The organism is Bacillus sp. BC05(2025) (genome assembly GCF_056725905.1).
Genome location: NZ_JBWYRA010000003.1, coordinates 659,832 through 679,736 on the forward strand (window position 1 = coordinate 659,832; position 19,905 = coordinate 679,736).

The window sequence follows — 19,905 nt, forward strand, 5'->3', positions numbered from 1 at the left end:
GTATATAGAGGTGAGAGACATGAATGAACAGAAAGAGGTCAATCTTCAAATATCAGGAATGACATGTGCCGCATGTGCGAATAGAATTGAAAAAGGCCTGAAAAAAGTAGAAGGTGTTCATGATGCAAATGTAAATTTTGCACTTGAAAAAACAAAAATAATGTATGATCCTCAAAAAACAAATCCGCAACAATTTAAGGAAAAAGTTGAATCGTTAGGATATGGAATTGTAAGTGATAAGGCTGAGTTTACTGTTTCAGGGATGACATGCGCAGCATGTGCGAATAGAGTAGAAAAGCGTTTAAATAAGTTAGAAGGTGTGAACGGAGCGACAGTAAATTTCGCTTTGGAATCGGCTACAGTAGATTTTAATCCTGATGAAATTAATGTAAATGAAATGAAGAGTGCGATTACGAAATTAGGATATAAATTAGAAGTGAAATCAGATGAGCAGGATGGATCAACTGATCATCGCTTACAGGAAATTGAGCGACAGAAAAAGAAATTTATCATTTCGTTTATTTTATCATTCCCGTTATTGTGGGCAATGGTAAGTCATTTCTCATTTACATCGTTTATTTATTTACCTGATGTGCTTATGAACCCTTGGGTGCAGCTAGCTCTTGCAACGCCAGTTCAATTTATCATTGGTGGACAGTTTTATGTTGGGGCTTATAAAGCGTTACGTAATAAAAGCGCCAATATGGATGTTCTCGTGGCACTTGGAACGTCTGCGGCATATTTCTACAGTGTGTATTTAAGTATTAGGTCGATTGGTTCTTCGGAACATATGACAGACTTGTATTTTGAAACGAGTGCAGTACTGATTACACTAATTATTTTAGGTAAATTATTTGAAGCGAAAGCAAAGGGACGTTCATCAGAAGCAATTAAAAAGTTGATGGGTTTACAAGCAAAGACAGCTACAGTTGTGCGAGATGGAACAGAAATGAAAATATTAATTGAAGAAGTAGTAGCTGGTGATATCGTTTATGTAAAGCCTGGTGAAAAAATTCCGGTAGATGGGGAAATTGTAGAAGGAAAGTCAGCAATAGATGAATCGATGTTAACAGGTGAAAGCATTCCAGTTGATAAAACAATTGGGGATGTAGTAATCGGTTCTACAATGAATAAAAATGGATTTTTGAAAGTGAAAGCAACTAAGGTAGGAAGAGATACTGCATTAGCTCAAATTATTAAGGTAGTAGAAGAGGCTCAAGGTTCAAAAGCTCCTATTCAAAGGGTAGCAGATCAAATTTCAGGTATTTTCGTACCTGTTGTAGTTGTGATTGCTATTATAACATTTGCAGTGTGGATGATATTTGTTACACCAGGTGATTTTGGTGGAGCACTTGAGAAAATGATAGCCGTACTTGTTATCGCTTGTCCGTGTGCATTAGGTCTTGCAACACCTACGTCTATTATGGCGGGATCAGGAAGGTCGGCTGAGTATGGCATTTTATTTAAAGGTGGAGAGCATTTAGAAGCAACGCATCGATTAGATACAGTTATTCTAGATAAAACAGGTACTGTGACAAATGGGAAACCGGTGTTAACAGATGTAATGGTAGCAGATGGATTCCATGAAGCAGAAATACTACGTTTAGTAGGTGCGGCAGAAAAAAATTCTGAACACCCACTTGCAGAAGCAATTGTAGAAGGAATTAAAGAAAAGAAAATTGATATCCCAAGCTCAGAAACGTTTGAAGCGATTCCGGGATTCGGTATCGAATCCGTTGTAGAAGGGAAACAATTATTAATTGGTACACGTCGATTAATGAAGAAATTCGATATTAATATTGAAGAAGTTTCTAAATCGATGGAAGCGCTAGAACGAGAAGGAAAAACAGCGATGCTTATTGCGATCAATAAAGAATATGCTGGTATAGTGGCCGTTGCAGATACTGTAAAAGATACTTCAAAAGTAGCAATCGCAAGACTTAAGAAAATGGGTCTAGACGTTGTTATGATTACAGGAGATAATACACAAACTGCTCAGGCAATTGCGGGGCAAGTTGGTATTGATCACGTAATTGCAGAAGTATTACCAGAAGGAAAAGCAGAAGAAGTGAAAAAACTGCAAGTGCAAGGTAAGAAAGTAGCAATGGTTGGAGATGGAATAAATGATGCTCCTGCACTTGCTACAGCGGATATCGGTATGGCAATTGGAACAGGTACGGATGTAGCGATGGAAGCGGCAGATATTACGTTAATCCGTGGTGATTTAAATAGTATTGCTGATGCAATTTTTATGAGTAAGATGACGATAAGAAATATTAAGCAAAATTTATTCTGGGCACTAGCTTATAACGGCTTAGGAATCCCGATTGCAGCGTTCGGTTTCTTAGCGCCTTGGGTTGCAGGAGCTGCTATGGCATTTAGTTCTGTATCGGTCGTATTAAATGCATTACGATTGCAAAGAGTGAAATTAAAAAAATAAAAATCTATAGAGTAATTGCATAGGCTTTTAGACAAAAACAATACTTTGAAAAAGTATTGTTTTTGTCTATATAGAAAGAAAAAAGATATAATAAAGAAGAAATATTGAATACTAGATGGTAGACAAGTTAAATGATAGTTTAGTAAGGAGGTTCATATATGTTAAAAGATACGATCATTAGAACATTCCATAAAGAGGATTTAGAACAAGTCTTACAGTTGTTCTATGAAACAGTTCATACAATTAATGCAAAAGATTATAACGTATTACAGCTACAGGCATGGGCACCAGAGCGACTAGATAGAGAAAGTTGGTTACATTCTTTAGAAAAGAATATTAGTTATGTAGCGGATCATAACGGTGTGATAGTGGGATTTGGCGATTATAATAATGATCATTACGTAGATCGTTTATTTACACATAAAGAGTATCAAGGGAAAAGGATAGCTTCATACATACTACAGAAGTTAGAAAAAGAAGCAGTGAACTTGGGGCATAGGGAAATATATACAGAAGCGAGTATTACAGCAAAATCTTTCTTTGAAAGGAAAGGTTTTATTTGCATAAAGGAACAAAAGAAACAGCATAACGGTCAGATTTTTATTAATTATGTAATGAAAAAAATAGCCCTCTCGTAAACGAGAAGGCTATTTTTCATTATTTTACAGCTTCTTTTAGTTCTTTACCAGCTTTGAAAGCAGGTACTTTAGAAGCTGCGATTTGCATTTCTTCACCAGTTTGTGGATTACGACCTGTACGAGCAGCTCTTTCGCGAACTTCGAATGTACCGAATCCGATAAGTTGTACTTTTTCACCAGCAGCTAAAGTGTTAGTGATTGATTCTACTACAGTTTGTACAACTACAGTAGCTTCTTTTTGAGAAATCTCAGCGTTTTGTGCTACGTTTTTAATTAATTCTGTTTTGTTCATGTTTTTCACCTCATATGTAAATAATGCTATTTAAGTTGTTATTATAACGTATAAAGCATTCGAGAACAAGTGTACGTACATATATTCGTAAAAAAAATGGAATTTGTAATATTTTTTAGATACGTCTATATAGACGGTTCATTTAAGCGGATACAGATTTTTTCTTTAATTCGGTTTGCTCTTTATTGGAAGGTAGTGTCTTATCATAAGATATGAAATAAGGTAATGCTACAAATAACATACCTCCTACTAAGTTTCCGAAGAAAACAAAAATGAAGTTTGGAAAATATTCAATCCAAGTTAAATGACCAGCAAAAATTGCAGCTGGAATGACAAACATATTAGCTACAACGTGTTGAAATCCAATCGCAACAAAAGTCATAACTGGGAACCAAATGCCGATAATCTTTCCGATAAATTCTTTACTTCCCATACTAAGCCAAACAGCTAAACAAACGAGCCAATTACATCCGATTGCAGAAATAAAGGCTTGTAGTGGTGTATCTTGAAGTTTAGCTTGCGCAATAGCAACTGTTTTCGCTAAAAAAGCGCCCTCTGTTAATCCGACGATATGACCGAAAAAATAAGCAACGAATACAGCACCTATGAAGTTGCTAAACGTAACAATAATTAAATTTCGTATGAAATGAAATAAATTAATTTTCTTTTGGAGCCAAGCCATAGAAACTGTCATCATGTTACCAGTTACTAGTTCACCGCCTGCAAGAATAACGAGTATAAGACCGATAGGGAATACAGCGGCACCTAGAAAGCTAGTAAATGATCCCCAAGACTTTGGCATTGTTCCAATAACATGAATATCGAGTAAATACCCTAATGCTATGAAAGCACCACCAAAAAAGCCGAGAATTAACATAGGGAGTAATGATAAATACGCTTTTTTTCTTCCGGAATTCGCAGCAAGCTCCGTAATTTCTTCTGGTGTAAATACAGACATGAATAATCTCTCCTTAATAAAATGATGAAATAAATAGATGGAACATTTCTAAGAATCTATGTATTATAAAAACATGTTATGACTTCTGTATAAATTTGTCAAAGTGAGTAGGGTGAAATTGGATATAACTACATTGTTTATGTTGTCACACTAATGTAACAATAAGGCTTTAAAGTACTTCTAGAGGTGAGAACATGAATACACATCATGTAAAAAAAGAACAAAAGAAATCAATCGTCAAGATATTTATAATCAGTTTCATAAGTATAGTAATAATTTTAATAAGTTTGTATTTCTACGCGACAGAAATAGAGAGAAAGCTAGTAACAGTTACGTGGAATGAAATAGAAGCTTCTACCATTCCTAAAGAGTTTAATAATAAGAAGATATTACAATTCTCAGATGTGCATTTAGGGCCGAAATTTACATTGAAACAACTAGAAAATTTGGTAGAGAAGATGAATGCGTTACATCCAGATATAGTAGTGTTTACAGGGGATTTAATAGATAAGTTTGGATCGTATAAAGCCGAAAGAGAAGAGGCAAAAGGTATTTTACAGAAAATACATGCGCCATTAGGGAAATATGCAGTGTTTGGGAATCATGATAGGGGTGGTGGAGGTAGTTTATTTTATAAAAAGTATATGGAGGAAGCTGGTTTCTCTGTGTTAGTAAATGAAGTGCAGAAAATTAAAGCAGAAAATGGCAAATATATTACAATATCAGGTTTGGATGATTTTTTATTAGGGAAGCCGCAAATAGACATTACTTTAAAACAAGTAAGGCAACAAGATTTCAATATGCTCTTAGTACATGAGCCGGATGTTGTAGACAAAGTAGCTCGTTACCCAGTTGATTTTCAAATGTCAGGACATAGTCATGGAGGACAAGTTCAAATTCCTTTTATAGGTCCATTAATTACGACAAAACTAGCTGAAAGTCATGTGGAAGGTATGTATACATTAGAAGGGAAGAATAAGCCGTTACATTTATACGTAAATCGTGGTATTGGGACAACCCGAATGCCTGTTAGATTTTGGAGTGTACCTGAACTTTCAGTATTTGTATTGAAGCAAAATAGTAACTAGACTACTTTAGATTAGTAGGAGGGTTTTCAAAGAAATTCAGAGTGTTGGAAAACCTTTAGAGGTTCCCATCACTCTGAATAAAAAACAACAATAGGTTACATAACCTATTGTTGTTTTTTATTATTTTTGCAAGGGAATCGCATCAAAATATGTTCTGTAGTTATTAGAGAATTCAAAGTTATTTTTTGCATCCCAATTAATAGACCAAGACATTAGGCCGCGGAATGCAGGGTAGCCACTCTGATTTGAAAGCTTATACTTTCCTCCGAAAGGAATTCCTTTAATGATATAATCTAAAGCTTTTTTCATTTCAGTTGGAGAAATATATCCGCCACTTGGAGCGGCCGCTGGTGCTGCAGGAAGTCCAATCATGACTTGATCCGAACGAAGGGCTGGGAAAATGTTATTTGCATTACCACCTACAGGAAAACCATGTAAGAGCATATCTGCCATAGCGACCTCGTAGTCTGCAGTACCTTGATTGTAGTTATTACCATCCATTCCAATTCCGCTACCAGCGTTGTAGTGTTGAACGTGAATGTATGTTAGTTTGTCTTTCACTCCGTAAATAATCGGTAAATATGCACCCCATATGCTTCCATATGCGCTATATCCGCCTTGAACATAAGCTGTTTCAGGAGCCATACTTAATAGAAAATCTGGACCATAATGATCTGAGATTGTCCGAATAGCGGAAATAAGATTTACGATTTGAGGAGTCGTTGGGTTTTTGAAATTAGTGTCATTTCCGTTTAAGTAAATACCTGATTCAAGGTCAATATCTATTCCATCAAAACCGTATTTATCGATTAGAGATTGTATAGAATTAATAAAACGTTGCTTAGCGGCATTGTCAGGAAGTAGAACGACCCCATTTTGTCCACCTATTGAAAGAACTACTTTCTTTCCTTTACTTTTTAAATAAGAAATATCTGATTTGAACTCTGCATCTGTACCGTACACAGGGGCAAATTCAACAGTGGAACGATCACCACCAGTCTCACCGAAGGACACATTGATTACATCCCATTTTGGTGAAACGTCTTTTAATTTAATTATGCCAGTACCGTTATCGAAGTTATGCCAGTATCCAACGAGTAATTTTGATCCTAAATTGTTTGCTGCTTGTGCTTGAAAGGGAGCTAGCGGTAGCAGTAAAAAAATTACTAAAGTACAACAAATGAATTTGAACTTGTTTAACATATTAACACTCCTATACAAAAAAAGTTGTCTAGATGTATAATCTTGTTCATTTAATAATATCTGAAAATTCGTTCTTTCGTAAGGTGACTATAATTTTCTCAACAATTGTGTATGGGAAATTATTAAACCTAATGAAATAATTTTTTGAAGGAAGTCGAATTTCGATTGTTAAATTCAGAATATTTTGATATATTTAAAAGTATAGAACAAGGTTTTTCGCAAAATACTCTTACATAAATTTCAAAATTACGTTTGGAAGGGGATGTACAAGAGTTGGATAAAAATCTTAAGAAAGATCTAAAAATACGCCACATTACAATGATCTCAATTGGCGGCGTAATAGGAGCTGGTTTGTTTGTTGGGAGTGGTGCGGTTGTACATTCAGCAGGGCCAGGTTCTATCGTTTCATATGCATTAGCAGGACTTCTAGTTATTTTCGTTATGAGAATGCTAGGAGAAATGGCAGCTATTAACCCGACAAGTGGTTCATTTGCAACATATGCACGAGAAGCAATTGGTCCATGGGCGGGGTATGCAATTGGGTGGCTATATTGGTTTTTCTGGGTAATTGTTATTGCAATAGAAGCTACAGCAGGTGCTGGTATTATTCAATACTGGATTCCAGAAATCCCGCTTTGGTTATTAAGCCTAATATTAACGATTTTATTAACGTTGACGAATGTTTTTTCAGTAAAATCATTTGGAGAATTTGAATATTGGTTTTCATTTATTAAAGTAATAAGTATTGTTTTGTTCCTTTGTCTTGGACTAGCTGTTATTTTAGGATTTGTACCAGGAACGGAAGCACCTGGCACTTCCAATTTAGTAGGACAAGGAGGATTTATGCCAAACGGTATCAGTTCGGTGCTACTTGGAATCACTGTCGTTATATTTTCATTTATGGGATCTGAGATTGTTGCAGTAGCTGCTGGAGAATCTGCTGAACCTGTAAAAGCAGTCAAAACAGCAACAAATAGTGTAATTTGGCGTATTCTCGTATTTTTTATTGGATCGATCGCTGTAGTTGTTACACTTCTCCCGTGGAATTCAGCAAACATACTAAAAAGTCCGTTTGTAGCGGTACTAGAACATATAGGGATACCAGCGGCAGCACAAATTATGAATTTCATCGTGTTAACAGCCGTACTTTCTTGTTTAAATTCGGGTTTATATACAAATTCAAGAATGCTTTTTTCGATGGCAGAAAGAGGAGATGCTCCAAAGGCATTTTTGAAATTGAACAGTAGTGGTGTTCCAGTTCGGGCAGTTTTATTCGGAACTTTCTTTGCTTACATTGGCGTTGTTTTTAGTTATATATCTCCAGATAAAGTATTTTTATTTTTAGTGAATGCGTCTGGCGGGATTGCTTTACTCGTTTATCTCGTTATAGCAGTTTCACATTTAAAGATACGTAAAAAAATGGGGAAAACCGAACAACAAAATTTGAAAGTTAAAATGTGGTTTTTCCCGTATGCAACGTATGTTACAATTGCCGCTATTATAGCAGTTTTAGTTGCGATGCTTGCAATTGAATCTTTACGTTCGCAGGCACTATTAACGATGCTTGTTACTGTTCTTATAATCATTTCTTATTTTATTTTTAATAGAAAGAAAAATAGTACAGTGTTGAATTCTAAAAGTAAGAATGAGGAATCTGTTCGCTTCTAATTTCTTGTTTTAGAAGAGAGTTATACCCAATCATTGCTAGAAAAGAATCATATATAATCATAGAAACAAGTAATTACTATTGTCATAGTGAATATAAACTTTTTTCTTGACTTTTTATACGAAGGCGAGCAAAATGGTAAAAAAGGAAGGGGGGATGATGATGGAAGAGTACGTATTAGAGCTGTATAACCTGTTATATACGACAGAATGGCAAGATATTGTTTCGTTTCTAGGAATCGTATTTTGCATGAAAATTGTAATCGTATATATGGAAGAGCAAGGTATGTTCTATTCCTTCTCATCCCCGTTCGATATGCAACGCGAGCCGTTGCTAAACTATGCCAATGTGAAATACGAACAAATTCCTTTTGTTATTTTCTTTATGATTCGATTTATAACAGCAATTGTAAAGAAAAAGGAAAGTGACGATGAAGAGTGCCACTCAACTTGTAATATAGCGAACGTTTTTTAAGCTAAATACAAGGAGGAGATTTATATGTGGTTTCGATTTCTTATGATTGGTTTCTTTTCATTAACAGCAATTTCATTAATGGGTTATCAAGTATCTGAAATTTTTCAAGCATATAGCGATACGTTTTTTAACAAAAACTAATCGCGTTGCTATTTCAATAATAAAGCGATAAAATCCTTCTTAAGAAGTTTTATTAAGAAGGATTTTTCTTTGTCTTATCTTGCTGTGTCAAACTATTGTCACATTTACACTGTGAATAGTATGTTAAAATAGTGAGGTTACGTATACATATTTGAAGGAAGAGGGAGTGACCATTTTGGTGGATCAATCAACAAATCAGAAAAGCTATGCTCCTATTGTGATAACGCTTTCTGTAATTGTAAATGCGATTATTTTATTTTTGTTCTTTGGACCTGTTGGCTATGAAGGAGAATTACATTTTGATGTAACAATTTTACCAATGTTAAATGCAATTTTTAATAGCTTTACGTTCGTATTCTTATTAGCAGCTCTATACTCTATTATTAAGAAGAATGTGAAAATGCACCGTGGTTTCATCCTGGCGGCATTTACAACGACGTTGCTATTTTGTGTTTCTTATTTATCGTATCATTACTTAGCGCCAGCAACACATTTTGGCGGAGAAGGATTCATTAAATATGTGTATTTCATCATTTTAATTACACATATTATCCTGGCAGCAATTATTGTACCGCTTGCATTGTTTGCACTTGTATTTGGTTTTACAAATCAATTAACACGTCATCGTAAAATTGTGCGTTGGACGATGCCGATTTGGTTATATGTAAGTTTATCTGGTGTTATTGTTTACTTAATGATCTCACCTTATTATCAATAAAAAATCTCAGCCTGTAGGCTGGGATTTTTTTGTTAGGCAAATACTTTTGTGAAATGAAAAAAATATGGTATACAAAAGTATAGTTACTTTTCATATAGAAGGGATGGTAAAGGGATATGCAAAATTTTGTATTTCGTAATCCAACGAAACTTATTTTCGGTAAAGGGCAATTAGAACAGTTGAAAACTGAAATTCCACAGTTCGGTAAAAAAGTTCTTCTCGTATACGGGGGAGGCAGTATTAAAAGGAACGGTATTTATGATAATGTAATTTCTATTTTAGAAGATATAAATGCAGAAGTATTTGAATTGACAGGCGTTGAACCGAATCCACGTGTATCAACTGTAAAGAAAGGAATTCAACTTTGTAAAGATAACGGTGTTGAATTTATTTTAGCAGTTGGTGGAGGAAGTGTAATTGACTGTACGAAGGCAATTGCTGCTGGTAGTAAGTACGATGGAGATGTATGGGATATTGTAACGAAAAAAGCTTTTGCTAGTGAGGCATTACCATTTGGTACTGTACTTACGCTTGCAGCAACAGGATCTGAAATGAATGCTGGTTCTGTCATTACAAACTGGGAAACGAATGAAAAATATGGCTGGGGTAGTCCAGTTACTTTCCCGCAGTTTTCAATTTTAGATCCAGTTCATACTGCGTCTGTGCCGAAGGATCAAACAATTTACGGTATGGTAGATATTATGTCGCACGTATTAGAGCAATATTTCCACAACGGAACAAATACAGAACTACAAGATCGTTATTGTGAATCTGTTTTAAAAACAGTAATTGAAACGGCTCCTAAGCTTTTAAATGATTTAGGAAATTATGAGCATAGAGAAACCATTTTATATTGCGGTACTATGGCGTTAAACGGCATTTTAGCGATGGGAGTAAAAGGAGACTGGGCCACTCATAATATTGAGCATGCAGTTTCTGCGGTTCATGATATACCACATGGGGGTGGCTTGGCGATTTTATTCCCGAACTGGATGAAGCATGTTGTAGATGAAAATGTAAGTCGTTTTAAACAGTTTGCTATTCGTGTATTCGATGTAGAAACGGATGGAAAGACTGATCGAGAGATTGCGTTAGAAGGGATTGAGGCGTTACGTCAGTTTTGGACTTCAATTGAAGCGCCGGTAACATTAGCTGATTACGCTATTGGAGAAAACGAAATTGATGTAATGTCGGATAAAGCGATGGCTTATGGCGAATTTGGTAACTTTAAAAAATTAAATAAAGACGATGTTTTAAGCATATATAAAGCTTCCCTATAAGTGAAGCGAGTAAAGGAACCCATTTGATATAACAATCAAATGGGTTTCTTTTTTGTTATTTATAACTGCCGATGACTGATTTTGATTATTTATGAATGTTTATGGTTGATTTTTGTGATCGTTTTCATTATACTGTAATCAAAGAAGAGGTGAATAAAATGTTAACTCCTGAACGTCATCAAATGATATTGCAACTTGTAAAAGAGCAGAAGGTTGTTAAATTACAACAATTAGTAGAAAGAACAGAAAGCTCTGAATCAACAATTCGTCGTGATTTAGCGCAATTGGAAAAACAAAGGTTATTAAAAAGAGTCCACGGTGGTGCAGCTGTTTTAACAGGAAAAGGACAGGAGCCGACGATGGTTGAAAAATCATCCAAAAACATTCAAATAAAACAACAAATTGCGAAGTATGCCGCTAGCATTGTTGAACAAGGTGATTGCATTTATTTAGATGCAGGAAGTACGACATTTGAAATGATTCCATTTTTAATAAATAAAGATGTTACTGTCGTTACGAATGGACTTATGCATATTGAAGCTTTAGTTGAAAATAATATTCGTGCATATTTACTAGGCGGAATGATGAAAAGTAGGACGAAAGCTTTAATTGGTGCTATGGCACAGGAAAGTATGCAAAAGTATCGCTTTGATAAATGTTTTTTAGGCGCAAATGGTGTACATGAACAGCTTGGTTTTACAACTCCAGATCCAGAAGAGGCATTATTAAAACAAATGGCATTAACATTAGCGAACGAAGGATATTTCTTAATTGATGAAAGTAAGTTTTCAGAAGTTGCGTTTGCGAAAATTGCCAATGTGGAAGAGGCAAATATTATTACAAACCATTTAGAAATTGATTTAGAAAAATATAAAAGACAAACCAATGTAATTGAGGCTGATAAACAATGATCTATACAGTTACTTTAAATCCATCTATTGATTATGTAGTACAAGTTAATTCCTTTGATTTAGGCACAGTAAATCGAGCAGAGAAAGATATGAAGTTTCCTGGAGGAAAAGGGATTAATGTTTCTCGCGTTCTCCATCGTTTAGGTGTGGAAAATGTAGCGCTTGGATTTACTGGTGGATTCACCGGTCAATTTATTAAAGATGTATTACAGGCGGAAGGTGTAACGACAAACTTCGTCCAAGTAGACGGGGATTCCCGAATTAATGTGAAAATAAAAGGGCAAGAAGAGACAGAATTAAATGGGCAAGGTCCTAATGTGACAAATGAGCAATTTGAACAATTAATGAAACAAATCGAAAGTATGAAGCAGGGAGATTGCGTTGTGCTAGCTGGAAGTGTACCTGCATCTATCCCAACTACCTTTTATGAATCAATTGCAGCGCTCGGAGCTGAAAAAGGTATTCGCGTAGTAGTCGATGCGAGCGGAAGTGCACTGCAGCATGTAATTAAAAATAAGCCATTTTTAATAAAGCCTAATCATCATGAACTTGGTGAGTTATTCGATGTAGAGATTTCAACAGTAGAAGATATTTTACCGTATGGAAGAAAATTAATCGAACAAGGTGTAGAGCATGTGATCGTGTCAATGGCAGGAGATGGAGCTTTATTATTTACAGCAGAAGGTATATATGAAGCAACTGTTCCGAAAGGTGTTGTAATTAACTCGGTTGGGGCAGGAGATTCTCTCGTTGCAGGATTTGTTGGTAAATATGAACAAACAAAAGATATTGAAAAGGCATTTCAATATGGCGTTGCAACAGGGAGTGCAACAGCATTCTCAGCTGATTTATGTGAAAAGGAAAAAGTAGAAGAATTATTGTCGCAAGTAATCGTAGCTAAGCGATAGGGGGAAGCAACATATGAAAATTACAGAACTATTAAAAAGGGATACAGTTATTATGAATTTGACAGCTTCAAATAAAGAAGCTGTCATAGATGAATTAGTTGAGAAATTAAACGGCGCAAATCGTTTAAATAGTAAAGTGGAATTTAAAGAAGCTATTTTAAAGCGGGAGTCACAAAGTACAACTGGAATAGGGGAAGGAATTGCAATCCCTCATGCGAAAACAAAAGCTGTTAAGCAACCAGCGATTTGTTTTGGTAGAAGTGTAAGCGGTATCAATTATGAATCGCTTGACGGGCAACCAGCTCATTTATTTTTTATGATTGCTGCAAGTGAAGGGGCGAATAATACTCATTTAGAAACGTTATCGCGTCTATCTACATTATTAATGGATGAAGGATTCCGTAAGCAATTATTAGAAGCAAAGGATAAAGAGGAACTTCTTCGTTTGTTTGATGAAAAAGAAAATGAAAAAGAAGAAGAGGTTGAAGTTGCAAAACCAGAAGGAAATGAACCGTACGTATTGGCAGTTACGGCTTGTCCAACTGGAATCGCTCACACGTATATGGCTGCAGATAGCTTGAAAGCAAAAGCAGCAGAGCTAGGAATCGCAATTAAAGTTGAAACGAACGGATCAACAGGTATAAAAAACGGTTTAACGAAAGAAGACATTGAACGAGCAACTGCTATTATCGTAGCAGCAGATAAACAAGTAGAAATGAACCGTTTTGCTGGGAAGCATGTCATTCAAGTACCAGTCGCTGATGGGATTAGAAAAACGGAAACACTTCTTAATCGAGCTGTAAAGCAAGATGCACCAATCTTTAAAGGTGTAGAAGAAGATGGAAAGGCAGAAAGGACGGAAAAAGAAAAAGGATTAGGAATTTATAAGCATTTAATGAACGGCGTAAGTAATATGCTTCCATTCGTTGTTGGTGGTGGGATTTTAATCGCATTAGCGTTTTCGTTTGGTGGTATAAAGGCGGAAGGTCCTTTAGCTGAATTGTTCATGTCTATTGGAGGAGGGAAAACGGGGGCGTTTTTATTCCTTGTACCAATTTTAGCTGGATTTATTGCAAGTTCTATTGCTGATCGACCTGGTTTTATGCCTGGTGTTGTAGGTGGATTTTTAGCAGCGCAAGCAAATGCGGGGTTTTTAGGTGGATTAATTGCTGGTTTCTTAGCTGGATATGTTGTTTTAGGGTTGAAAAAATTATTTTCAGGATTACCAGTACAGTTAGAAGGAATTAAACCTGTTTTGTTATATCCAGTCTTTGGATTGTTAATTACAGGAGTTGCTATGCAAAAAGTAGTAAACCCACCAGTAGTAGCGTTAAATGAAATGCTAACAGGATGGTTAAATGGTTTGAACGGTACAAATGCTATATTATTAGGTCTTATTTTAGGCGGCATGATGGCAATTGATATGGGTGGCCCGATTAATAAAGCTGCATTTACTTTTGGTATTGCTGCAATAGAAGCGCAGAACTTTGGCGTACACTCTGCTGTTATGGCTGGTGGTATGGTACCGCCATTAGCGATTGCATTCGCAACTACTGTCTTTAAATCAAAGTTTACTGAAGCAGAACGTAAATCTGGTTTAACAAATTATATTATGGGCGCATCGTTTATTACAGAAGGTGCCATTCCATTTGCTGCGGCAGATCCGGTTCGAGTGATAGTAAGTTGTGTTGTTGGTTCAAGTATTGCGGGTGCATTATCTATGTTATTCCAAATTACATTACCAGCACCGCATGGTGGGTTGTTTGTTATCGCATTAGTAAATAAACCGGTGCTATATATTTTCTCGATATTAGTAGGGGCAGTTGTTTCAGCTCTTATGATGGGGATTTGGAAAAAGAAAATTAAATAACAGATGTAAAGGGGGTAGCTTTTATGAGCTCCTCTTTTTTATTACAAAAAAAGGGGTTAATAATTGGAGAATGATGAATTTTGGTAAAAGATGTAATGAAATATGATTTTTTTGTAACAAAAAAGTAATACTGTAATTTTTTCTGGAAAAAAATTCTGGTGCTTGTATGTGGAAAATATATGAAAACTATTGAAGATTCTATTGAAAATGGGATTCGTTAATATGGAAATTTATGTTACAACTCATTAATCGCATATTACGAATGGTTTGTAATTGTGTGATTTCGAAAAATCCTAAAAATCTGTTGCTATAATGAAAATACGAAAACAAAGCAAATGGAGGCTATTCATGAAAAAATTATTAGGTATAGCAACGGCGGCAGTTTTTGGTCTTGGGATTTTTGCAGGTTCTGCGAAAGCAGAAACGTTTGTAACAACAGACGTATTAAATGTTAGAGAAAACCCAACTGTAGAGTCTAAGCTTGTAGGTAAAATGTTAAGCGGAAATAAATTAGATGTTGTAAATACAGAAAACGGATGGACAAAAATTAAATTAAATGGTCAAGAAGCGTTTGTAAGTGCTGAATTTACAAAAAGTACATATTATGTGACAGCGGGCGTGTTAAATGTTCGCGCTGGAGCGAATACTGACTCAGAAATTCTTGGTAAACTGAATAAAAATGATGTAATCGAAACGACAAATCAAGTTCAAAATGAATGGTTGCAATTTGACTATAATGGAAAAACAGGATATGTTCACGTGCCATTTTTAACAGGGACGGCACCTGTAATTGAAAAGAAAGAAGTTGTAGCGCAAGAAGAAGCGCCAGTAAGAGTAAATACGCCGGTTAAGAATAATAAAGTAGTTAAGAACGAAGAGTCTGTTAAGAATGTAGAATCAAATAAACCTGTGGTAAAACAGCAGTCAACTACGAAACAAGTTGCGAAATCTACTCAAACAAGTGCACCTGCTGGTGGACGTGAAATAACAGTAGAAGCGACAGCGTATACAGCGCATCCAGGTGAGAATGGTACGTATGGTGGTCGTGTATTAACTGCAATGGGGCATGATTTAACAGCGAATCCAAATATGAAAGTAATTGCTGTTGATCCTAAAGTAATTCCACTTGGGTCAAAAGTATGGGTAGAAGGATACGGAGAAGCGATTGCTGGAGATACTGGTGGTGCGATTAAAGGAAATCGTATTGATGTTTTAGTAGGTTCAGATGGTAGTGCGAGTAACTGGGGGCGCAAATCTGTAAAAGTAAAAGTTATAGAGTAGTGTATATGTATTAATATAAAAGGCGGTTGCTTGAAAGTGTGTAAGCAATCGCCTTTTATGAATCATTGAAAAGGATAAATCGTTTTACCTGTAATGATTTTATATGCACTGCAAAATTGATTTTGTATATACTCTGTATTTTTATTTTCAGAATGTAATGTGGTTTCTTGGAGAGTAGAATGAAAAGAACGTAGCAAACAATTTAAAGCGAAGTATAATTCTTCTTGTGAACAATTTTGTTCCTTTGTAGCAGTAGCTAAAATGAGGTCTTTTGTTAAAGATGAAAAATTGATGGCAGATTGTTCCATAGTCAACGCATCCCCTCAAAGGTATTTTTACTCATGTATATGCGGAATTGGACAAACTATGCTCTTTTTTATTTATAATTTCATGTACCGAAATGAAAGAACTTGCAATCATGCCGTTAAAATTGGTAAGATTGGATATAATCAATAGATGGAGTACATTACATAAAGAGAGTTGAATGATATGGGAGAAGTGCAACGTGAAAAAGTTGCTGTCATCATTGGACCAACTGCTGTTGGGAAGACGAAGTTAAGTATTAATCTTGCCAAAGCGTTGAATGGTGAAATTATAAGTGGAGATTCCATGCAGATTTATCGTACGATGGATATTGGAACCGCAAAGGTGACAAAAGAAGAGATGGACGGAATTCCACATTATATGATTGATATAAAAAATCCGGAAGAATCATTTTCTGTTGCTGAATTTCAAGAACGTGTTCGTAAGCATATTCGAGAGATTACAGAACGTGGTAAATTGCCAATTATCGTTGGTGGAACAGGTCTGTATATACAATCCGTTTTATTCGATTATCAGTTTACGGATGATGCTGGTGATACTATATACCGTGAACAAATGGAAAAGTTAGCAGTGGAACATGGTGTGGAGTATGTACATAAAAAATTAGAAGAAGTAGACCCAGAAAGTGCTGAGCGTATTCACGCGAATAATGTCCGCCGTGTCATTAGAGCTTTAGAAATTTTCCACACGACGGGTGAAAAAATGAGTAATCAACTTGAAAAACAAGAAAACGAGTTATTATACGATGTTTCCTTGATTGGCTTGACAATGGATCGAGAAATGCTATACGATCGCATTAACTTACGAGTTGATATAATGATGGACCAAGGTTTATTAGAAGAAGTAGAAGGATTGTATAATAGCGGGATACGAGAGTGTCAATCTATTCAAGCGATTGGGTATAAAGAGTTATACGATTATTTTGAGAATCGTGTCTCTTTAGAAGAAGCGGTATCACAATTAAAGACAAATTCACGTCGTTATGCAAAACGTCAATTAACGTGGTTCCGTAATAAGATGGATGTCACGTGGTTTGATGTTACAGACGGTGAAAAAACGTCAGAAATTTTACGATACATAGAAGGAAAGCTACAACTAAAGTCGAATAATAGTAAGTAGAGAAAAAGAGGAGGATTCGACATGAAGCAATCAATCAATATTCAAGATCAATTTTTAAATCAACTCCGTAAAGAGAATACGTTTGTTACGCTGTACTTATTAAATGGTTTCCAGCTTCGTGGATTAATTAAAGGATTTGATAATTTTACAGTCCTACTGGAAACAGAAGGTAAGCAACAGCTTATTTATAAACATGCAATTTCTACATTTGTACCACAAAAAAATGTTTCAATTGAATTAGAGTAGTAATGAATTATTGTACATAACAAAAAAAGAGCGAATTTGAAGTGACCCCTAAAAGTTAGACACGGTTATTTCATTAGGCAGCTTGATAAAAGTGAGTCCGGTATTGTACCGGGCTCATTTTTAATTTTGCCTTAATCCGTTTCGTATTATAATAATCTATATATTTTTCTAATTCTATTTTAAAGTGCTCTACATTTTCAAATTCTTTTATGTAGAGGAACTCCGACTTCATAATCCCAAAGAAATTTTCTATTACTGCGTTGTCGTAACAGTTGCCTTTTCGAGACATACTCTGGACGATAGCTCTTGATTCAAGTGTACGGACGTATTGTCTCATTTGATAATGCCATCCTTGATCCGAATGCATTAATAGTTGATGATTTTCAGGTAAACGTTTTAATGCATTCTCTAACATCTCTGAAACAAGTGAATATGTCGGTCTAGAACCAATTGTATAGGTAATAATTTCACCATTATACAAGTCTAATACAGGTGATACATACAGTTTCTCTCCAAACAATTTAAACTCTGTGATGTCCGTTACCCATTTTTGATTTGGGGCATCTGTGTAAAAATTACGCTCTAAAATATTAGGTGCAATTCTACCGACTTTTCCTTTATAGGATTTATATTTCTTCATACGCACAACACACTTTAATCCAAGTTCTTTCATAATGCGTTGAACCTTCTTGTGATTCACTTTCTGACCACGATTCGTTAATTCATCACGAATGCGACGATAACCATAACGACCTTCATTTTCCTCATAAATCGCTTTAATCTCAGCTTTCAAATCGGCATCTACATCTGGACGATGCATTTTCTTTACTAAATCATAATACGTGTTTCGTGGAATATTAGCTAGCTCCGCAAGTGCCTTCACCGAATATTTATGCCTTAATTCATAGACTACTTGCGCTTTGTCTTGTCTCGTGATTTTTCCTTGTTTTGAACTAAGGCATTCAACTTTTTTAAGTACTCATTTTCCATTTCAAGCTGTTTAATACGTGCTTCAAGTGCCTCGACTGACCCGTCAGCTAAAGCTTGTTTTAATTGTTTATTTGAATCTTTTTTCATGGATGGACGCCCCTTTTTCTTAGATTGAAGGGCATCAATTCCTTGTGTTTCGAGCTGTTTTTTCCAAACAGAAATCGTTGAAGGGGCAGGAATATTAAAGATAGCTGCCGTCTCAAATAAGGACATACCGTTTTCAATCATAAAGTTTAGTACGTCTAGTTTAAATTGTTGTGTGTAATTTGTACATCGTTTTAGAAAAGCTTCCACACCATTCTGTTTATATTGGTTTACCCAATTCAAAATGATTGTGTCACTTATACCGAGCGATCTACTCATTTCTCGATAACTTTCATTCCCGTTCAAATAACGTAGAACGATTTGTATTTTTTCATCAGCTGTAAATTTAGCCATAGAAAAACTGCACCTCCAATTGTTAGACTGTGTCTAACAATTGGGGTGCAGTTCAATTTCTCGCTCTTTTTTTATTTGCCATAAACAATACATAGTGAATTTAAGCGATTCTAAATACAGTAAGGCGAATGTTAGTGTTGCCTGTTTCAGGAATTGTAATTTCGCTAAGAGTAGATTTAACAGAAATGTTTGAGCCGGCAGTTAATGTTTCGATCGTAGTGAATGAAAGTGAGTCGCCTATTAGATTTGAAGAGAAGTTGTCAGTTGCGACTGCTCCATTTATTGAAATTCCTACTCCGAGTGGGGCACATCCTGGTGCAGTTGTAGAAATCGATACGCTAATGACATAAATACCAGCGTTGATAACAGTAACTGTATCTGTGCCATTGAAGATAATGTTGTTTACGTTAATTGCAGTATTAAAAATGAAGTTGTTAAATTGGAGTACTGTTTGTTGAATGTTGTTTGTAACAACAATTGTTGCTACAGGGAAGCTAGGTCCAGTAGGCCCGGTAGGTCCAGTAACTCCTATACCAGTAGCGCCCGTTGGTCCTTGGATACCTTGAGGTCCAGTAGCACCCGTGTTACCTTGAACACCCTGAGGTCCAGTAGCGCCAGTAGCCCCAGCAGGACCTTGAACACCCTGAGGTCCAGTAGCGCCAGTAGCCCCAGCAGGACCTTGAATACCTTGAGGTCCAGTAGCGCCAGTAGCCCCAGCAGGACCTTGAGCACCCTGAGGTCCAGTAGCACCCGTGTTACCTTGAGGTCCTTGAGGTCCAGTAGGCCCCTGAGGTCCGCCAGAAGGTCCGGTAGGTCCAGTAACTCCTATACCAGTAGCACCTGTTGGTCCTTGGATACCTTGAGGTCCAGTAGCGCCAGTAGCCCCAGCAGGACCTTGAGCACCTTGAGGTCCAGTAGCA

General features: G+C 36.0%; 19 protein-coding genes. 13 read left to right on the forward strand and 6 right to left on the reverse strand.

Annotation, left to right across the window (positions count from 1 at the left end; translation table 11 throughout):
• Positions 1 to 19 precede the first annotated feature (19 nt).
• Positions 20 to 2,440, forward strand: a complete 2,421-nt coding sequence (locus tag ACZ76X_RS14145) for a heavy metal translocating P-type ATPase (RefSeq protein WP_479850730.1) — start codon at positions 20 to 22, stop codon at positions 2,438 to 2,440.
• Between the two features lie 158 nt (positions 2,441 to 2,598).
• The gene (locus ACZ76X_RS14150) at positions 2,599 to 3,078 is read left to right on the forward strand and encodes a GNAT family N-acetyltransferase (protein WP_202283094.1); all 480 of its coding nucleotides are present in this window, start codon (positions 2,599 to 2,601) and stop codon (positions 3,076 to 3,078) included.
• A 19-nt stretch (positions 3,079 to 3,097) separates the two neighbouring features.
• On the opposite strand, the gene ACZ76X_RS14155 is transcribed toward ACZ76X_RS14150, so the two are convergent.
• On the reverse strand, positions 3,098 to 3,370 hold the full coding sequence (locus ACZ76X_RS14155; RefSeq protein ID WP_001043904.1) for an HU family DNA-binding protein: 273 nt from the start codon (positions 3,368 to 3,370) through the stop codon (positions 3,098 to 3,100).
• Between the two features lie 142 nt (positions 3,371 to 3,512).
• Entirely contained in the window at positions 3,513 to 4,328 is an 816-nt protein-coding gene (locus ACZ76X_RS14160) for a formate/nitrite transporter family protein (protein ID WP_202283095.1), read from the reverse strand.
• A 194-nt stretch (positions 4,329 to 4,522) separates the two neighbouring features.
• Here ACZ76X_RS14160 and ACZ76X_RS14165 point away from each other — a divergent pair, with 194 nt between their 5' ends.
• A complete protein-coding gene (locus ACZ76X_RS14165; RefSeq protein ID WP_479850731.1) occupies positions 4,523 to 5,416 on the forward strand; it encodes a metallophosphoesterase in 894 nt (297 codons plus the stop codon).
• Positions 5,417 to 5,536: 120 nt separating this feature from the next.
• Here ACZ76X_RS14165 and ACZ76X_RS14170 read toward each other — a convergent pair whose 3' ends face one another.
• Positions 5,537 to 6,619 carry a chitinase gene (locus ACZ76X_RS14170; protein WP_479850732.1) on the reverse strand — a complete coding sequence of 361 codons (1,083 nt, stop codon included), beginning with the start codon at positions 6,617 to 6,619 and terminating at the stop codon, positions 5,537 to 5,539.
• A gap of 273 nt (positions 6,620 to 6,892) precedes the next feature.
• Between ACZ76X_RS14170 and gabP the strand changes: the two genes are divergently transcribed.
• The 8 genes from gabP (at position 6,893) to entD (ending at position 15,868) form a co-directional block, all read left to right on the forward strand.
• Positions 6,893 to 8,287, forward strand: coding sequence for a GABA permease (gabP, locus tag ACZ76X_RS14175; RefSeq protein WP_479850733.1), 1,395 nt, complete (start codon positions 6,893 to 6,895; stop codon positions 8,285 to 8,287).
• 133 nt (positions 8,288 to 8,420) lie between these two features.
• On the forward strand, positions 8,421 to 8,759 hold the full coding sequence (locus tag ACZ76X_RS14180; RefSeq protein ID WP_479850734.1) for a hypothetical protein: 339 nt from the start codon (positions 8,421 to 8,423) through the stop codon (positions 8,757 to 8,759).
• Positions 8,760 to 9,075: 316 nt separating this feature from the next.
• A complete protein-coding gene (locus tag ACZ76X_RS14185) occupies positions 9,076 to 9,618 on the forward strand; it encodes a DUF420 domain-containing protein (RefSeq protein WP_000228314.1) in 543 nt (180 codons plus the stop codon).
• A 116-nt stretch (positions 9,619 to 9,734) separates the two neighbouring features.
• Positions 9,735 to 10,898: an iron-containing alcohol dehydrogenase gene (locus ACZ76X_RS14190; protein ID WP_479850735.1), complete on the forward strand. Its 1,164-nt coding sequence runs from the start codon at positions 9,735 to 9,737 to the stop codon at positions 10,896 to 10,898.
• A gap of 158 nt (positions 10,899 to 11,056) precedes the next feature.
• On the forward strand, positions 11,057 to 11,809 hold the full coding sequence (locus ACZ76X_RS14195; protein ID WP_000957277.1) for a DeoR/GlpR family DNA-binding transcription regulator: 753 nt from the start codon (positions 11,057 to 11,059) through the stop codon (positions 11,807 to 11,809).
• Positions 11,806 to 12,717 (forward strand): 1-phosphofructokinase, encoded by a 912-nt coding sequence (gene pfkB / locus ACZ76X_RS14200; protein WP_306188270.1) that lies wholly within the window; start codon positions 11,806 to 11,808, stop codon positions 12,715 to 12,717. Before ACZ76X_RS14195 ends, pfkB begins: the two co-directional genes overlap by 4 nt.
• A gap of 13 nt (positions 12,718 to 12,730) precedes the next feature.
• A complete protein-coding gene (locus ACZ76X_RS14205) occupies positions 12,731 to 14,587 on the forward strand; it encodes a PTS fructose transporter subunit IIABC (protein WP_479850736.1) in 1,857 nt (618 codons plus the stop codon).
• A 348-nt stretch (positions 14,588 to 14,935) separates the two neighbouring features.
• Positions 14,936 to 15,868 carry a cell wall-binding protein EntD gene (entD, locus tag ACZ76X_RS14210; RefSeq protein ID WP_479850737.1) on the forward strand — a complete coding sequence of 311 codons (933 nt, stop codon included), beginning with the start codon at positions 14,936 to 14,938 and terminating at the stop codon, positions 15,866 to 15,868.
• Between the two features lie 62 nt (positions 15,869 to 15,930).
• On the opposite strand, the gene ACZ76X_RS14215 is transcribed toward entD, so the two are convergent.
• Complete coding sequence (locus ACZ76X_RS14215; RefSeq protein ID WP_263703431.1) at positions 15,931 to 16,176, reverse strand: hypothetical protein; 246 nt, start codon at positions 16,174 to 16,176, stop codon at positions 15,931 to 15,933.
• Positions 16,177 to 16,357: 181 nt separating this feature from the next.
• On the opposite strand from ACZ76X_RS14215, the gene miaA reads away from it, so the two are divergent.
• Complete coding sequence (gene miaA, locus ACZ76X_RS14220) at positions 16,358 to 17,311, forward strand: tRNA (adenosine(37)-N6)-dimethylallyltransferase MiaA (protein ID WP_479850738.1); 954 nt, start codon at positions 16,358 to 16,360, stop codon at positions 17,309 to 17,311.
• Between the two features lie 21 nt (positions 17,312 to 17,332).
• Positions 17,333 to 17,557, forward strand: a complete 225-nt coding sequence (gene hfq / locus ACZ76X_RS14225; protein ID WP_000813896.1) for an RNA chaperone Hfq — start codon at positions 17,333 to 17,335, stop codon at positions 17,555 to 17,557.
• Between the two features lie 73 nt (positions 17,558 to 17,630).
• On the opposite strand, the gene ACZ76X_RS14230 is transcribed toward hfq, so the two are convergent.
• Both ACZ76X_RS14230 and ACZ76X_RS14235 read right to left on the reverse strand, forming a co-directional pair.
• Positions 17,631 to 18,985 (reverse strand): IS3 family transposase gene (locus ACZ76X_RS14230; protein ID WP_479850739.1). Its coding sequence is split into 2 segments (ribosomal slippage): positions 17,631 to 18,532 and positions 18,532 to 18,985, totalling 1,356 coding nucleotides; the frame shifts between segments, so codons are not numbered across the junction.
• A gap of 100 nt (positions 18,986 to 19,085) precedes the next feature.
• The coding region (locus tag ACZ76X_RS14235) for a Gly-Xaa-Xaa repeat protein (RefSeq protein WP_479850740.1) at positions 19,086 to 19,905 on the reverse strand (820 nt) is incomplete at its 5' end.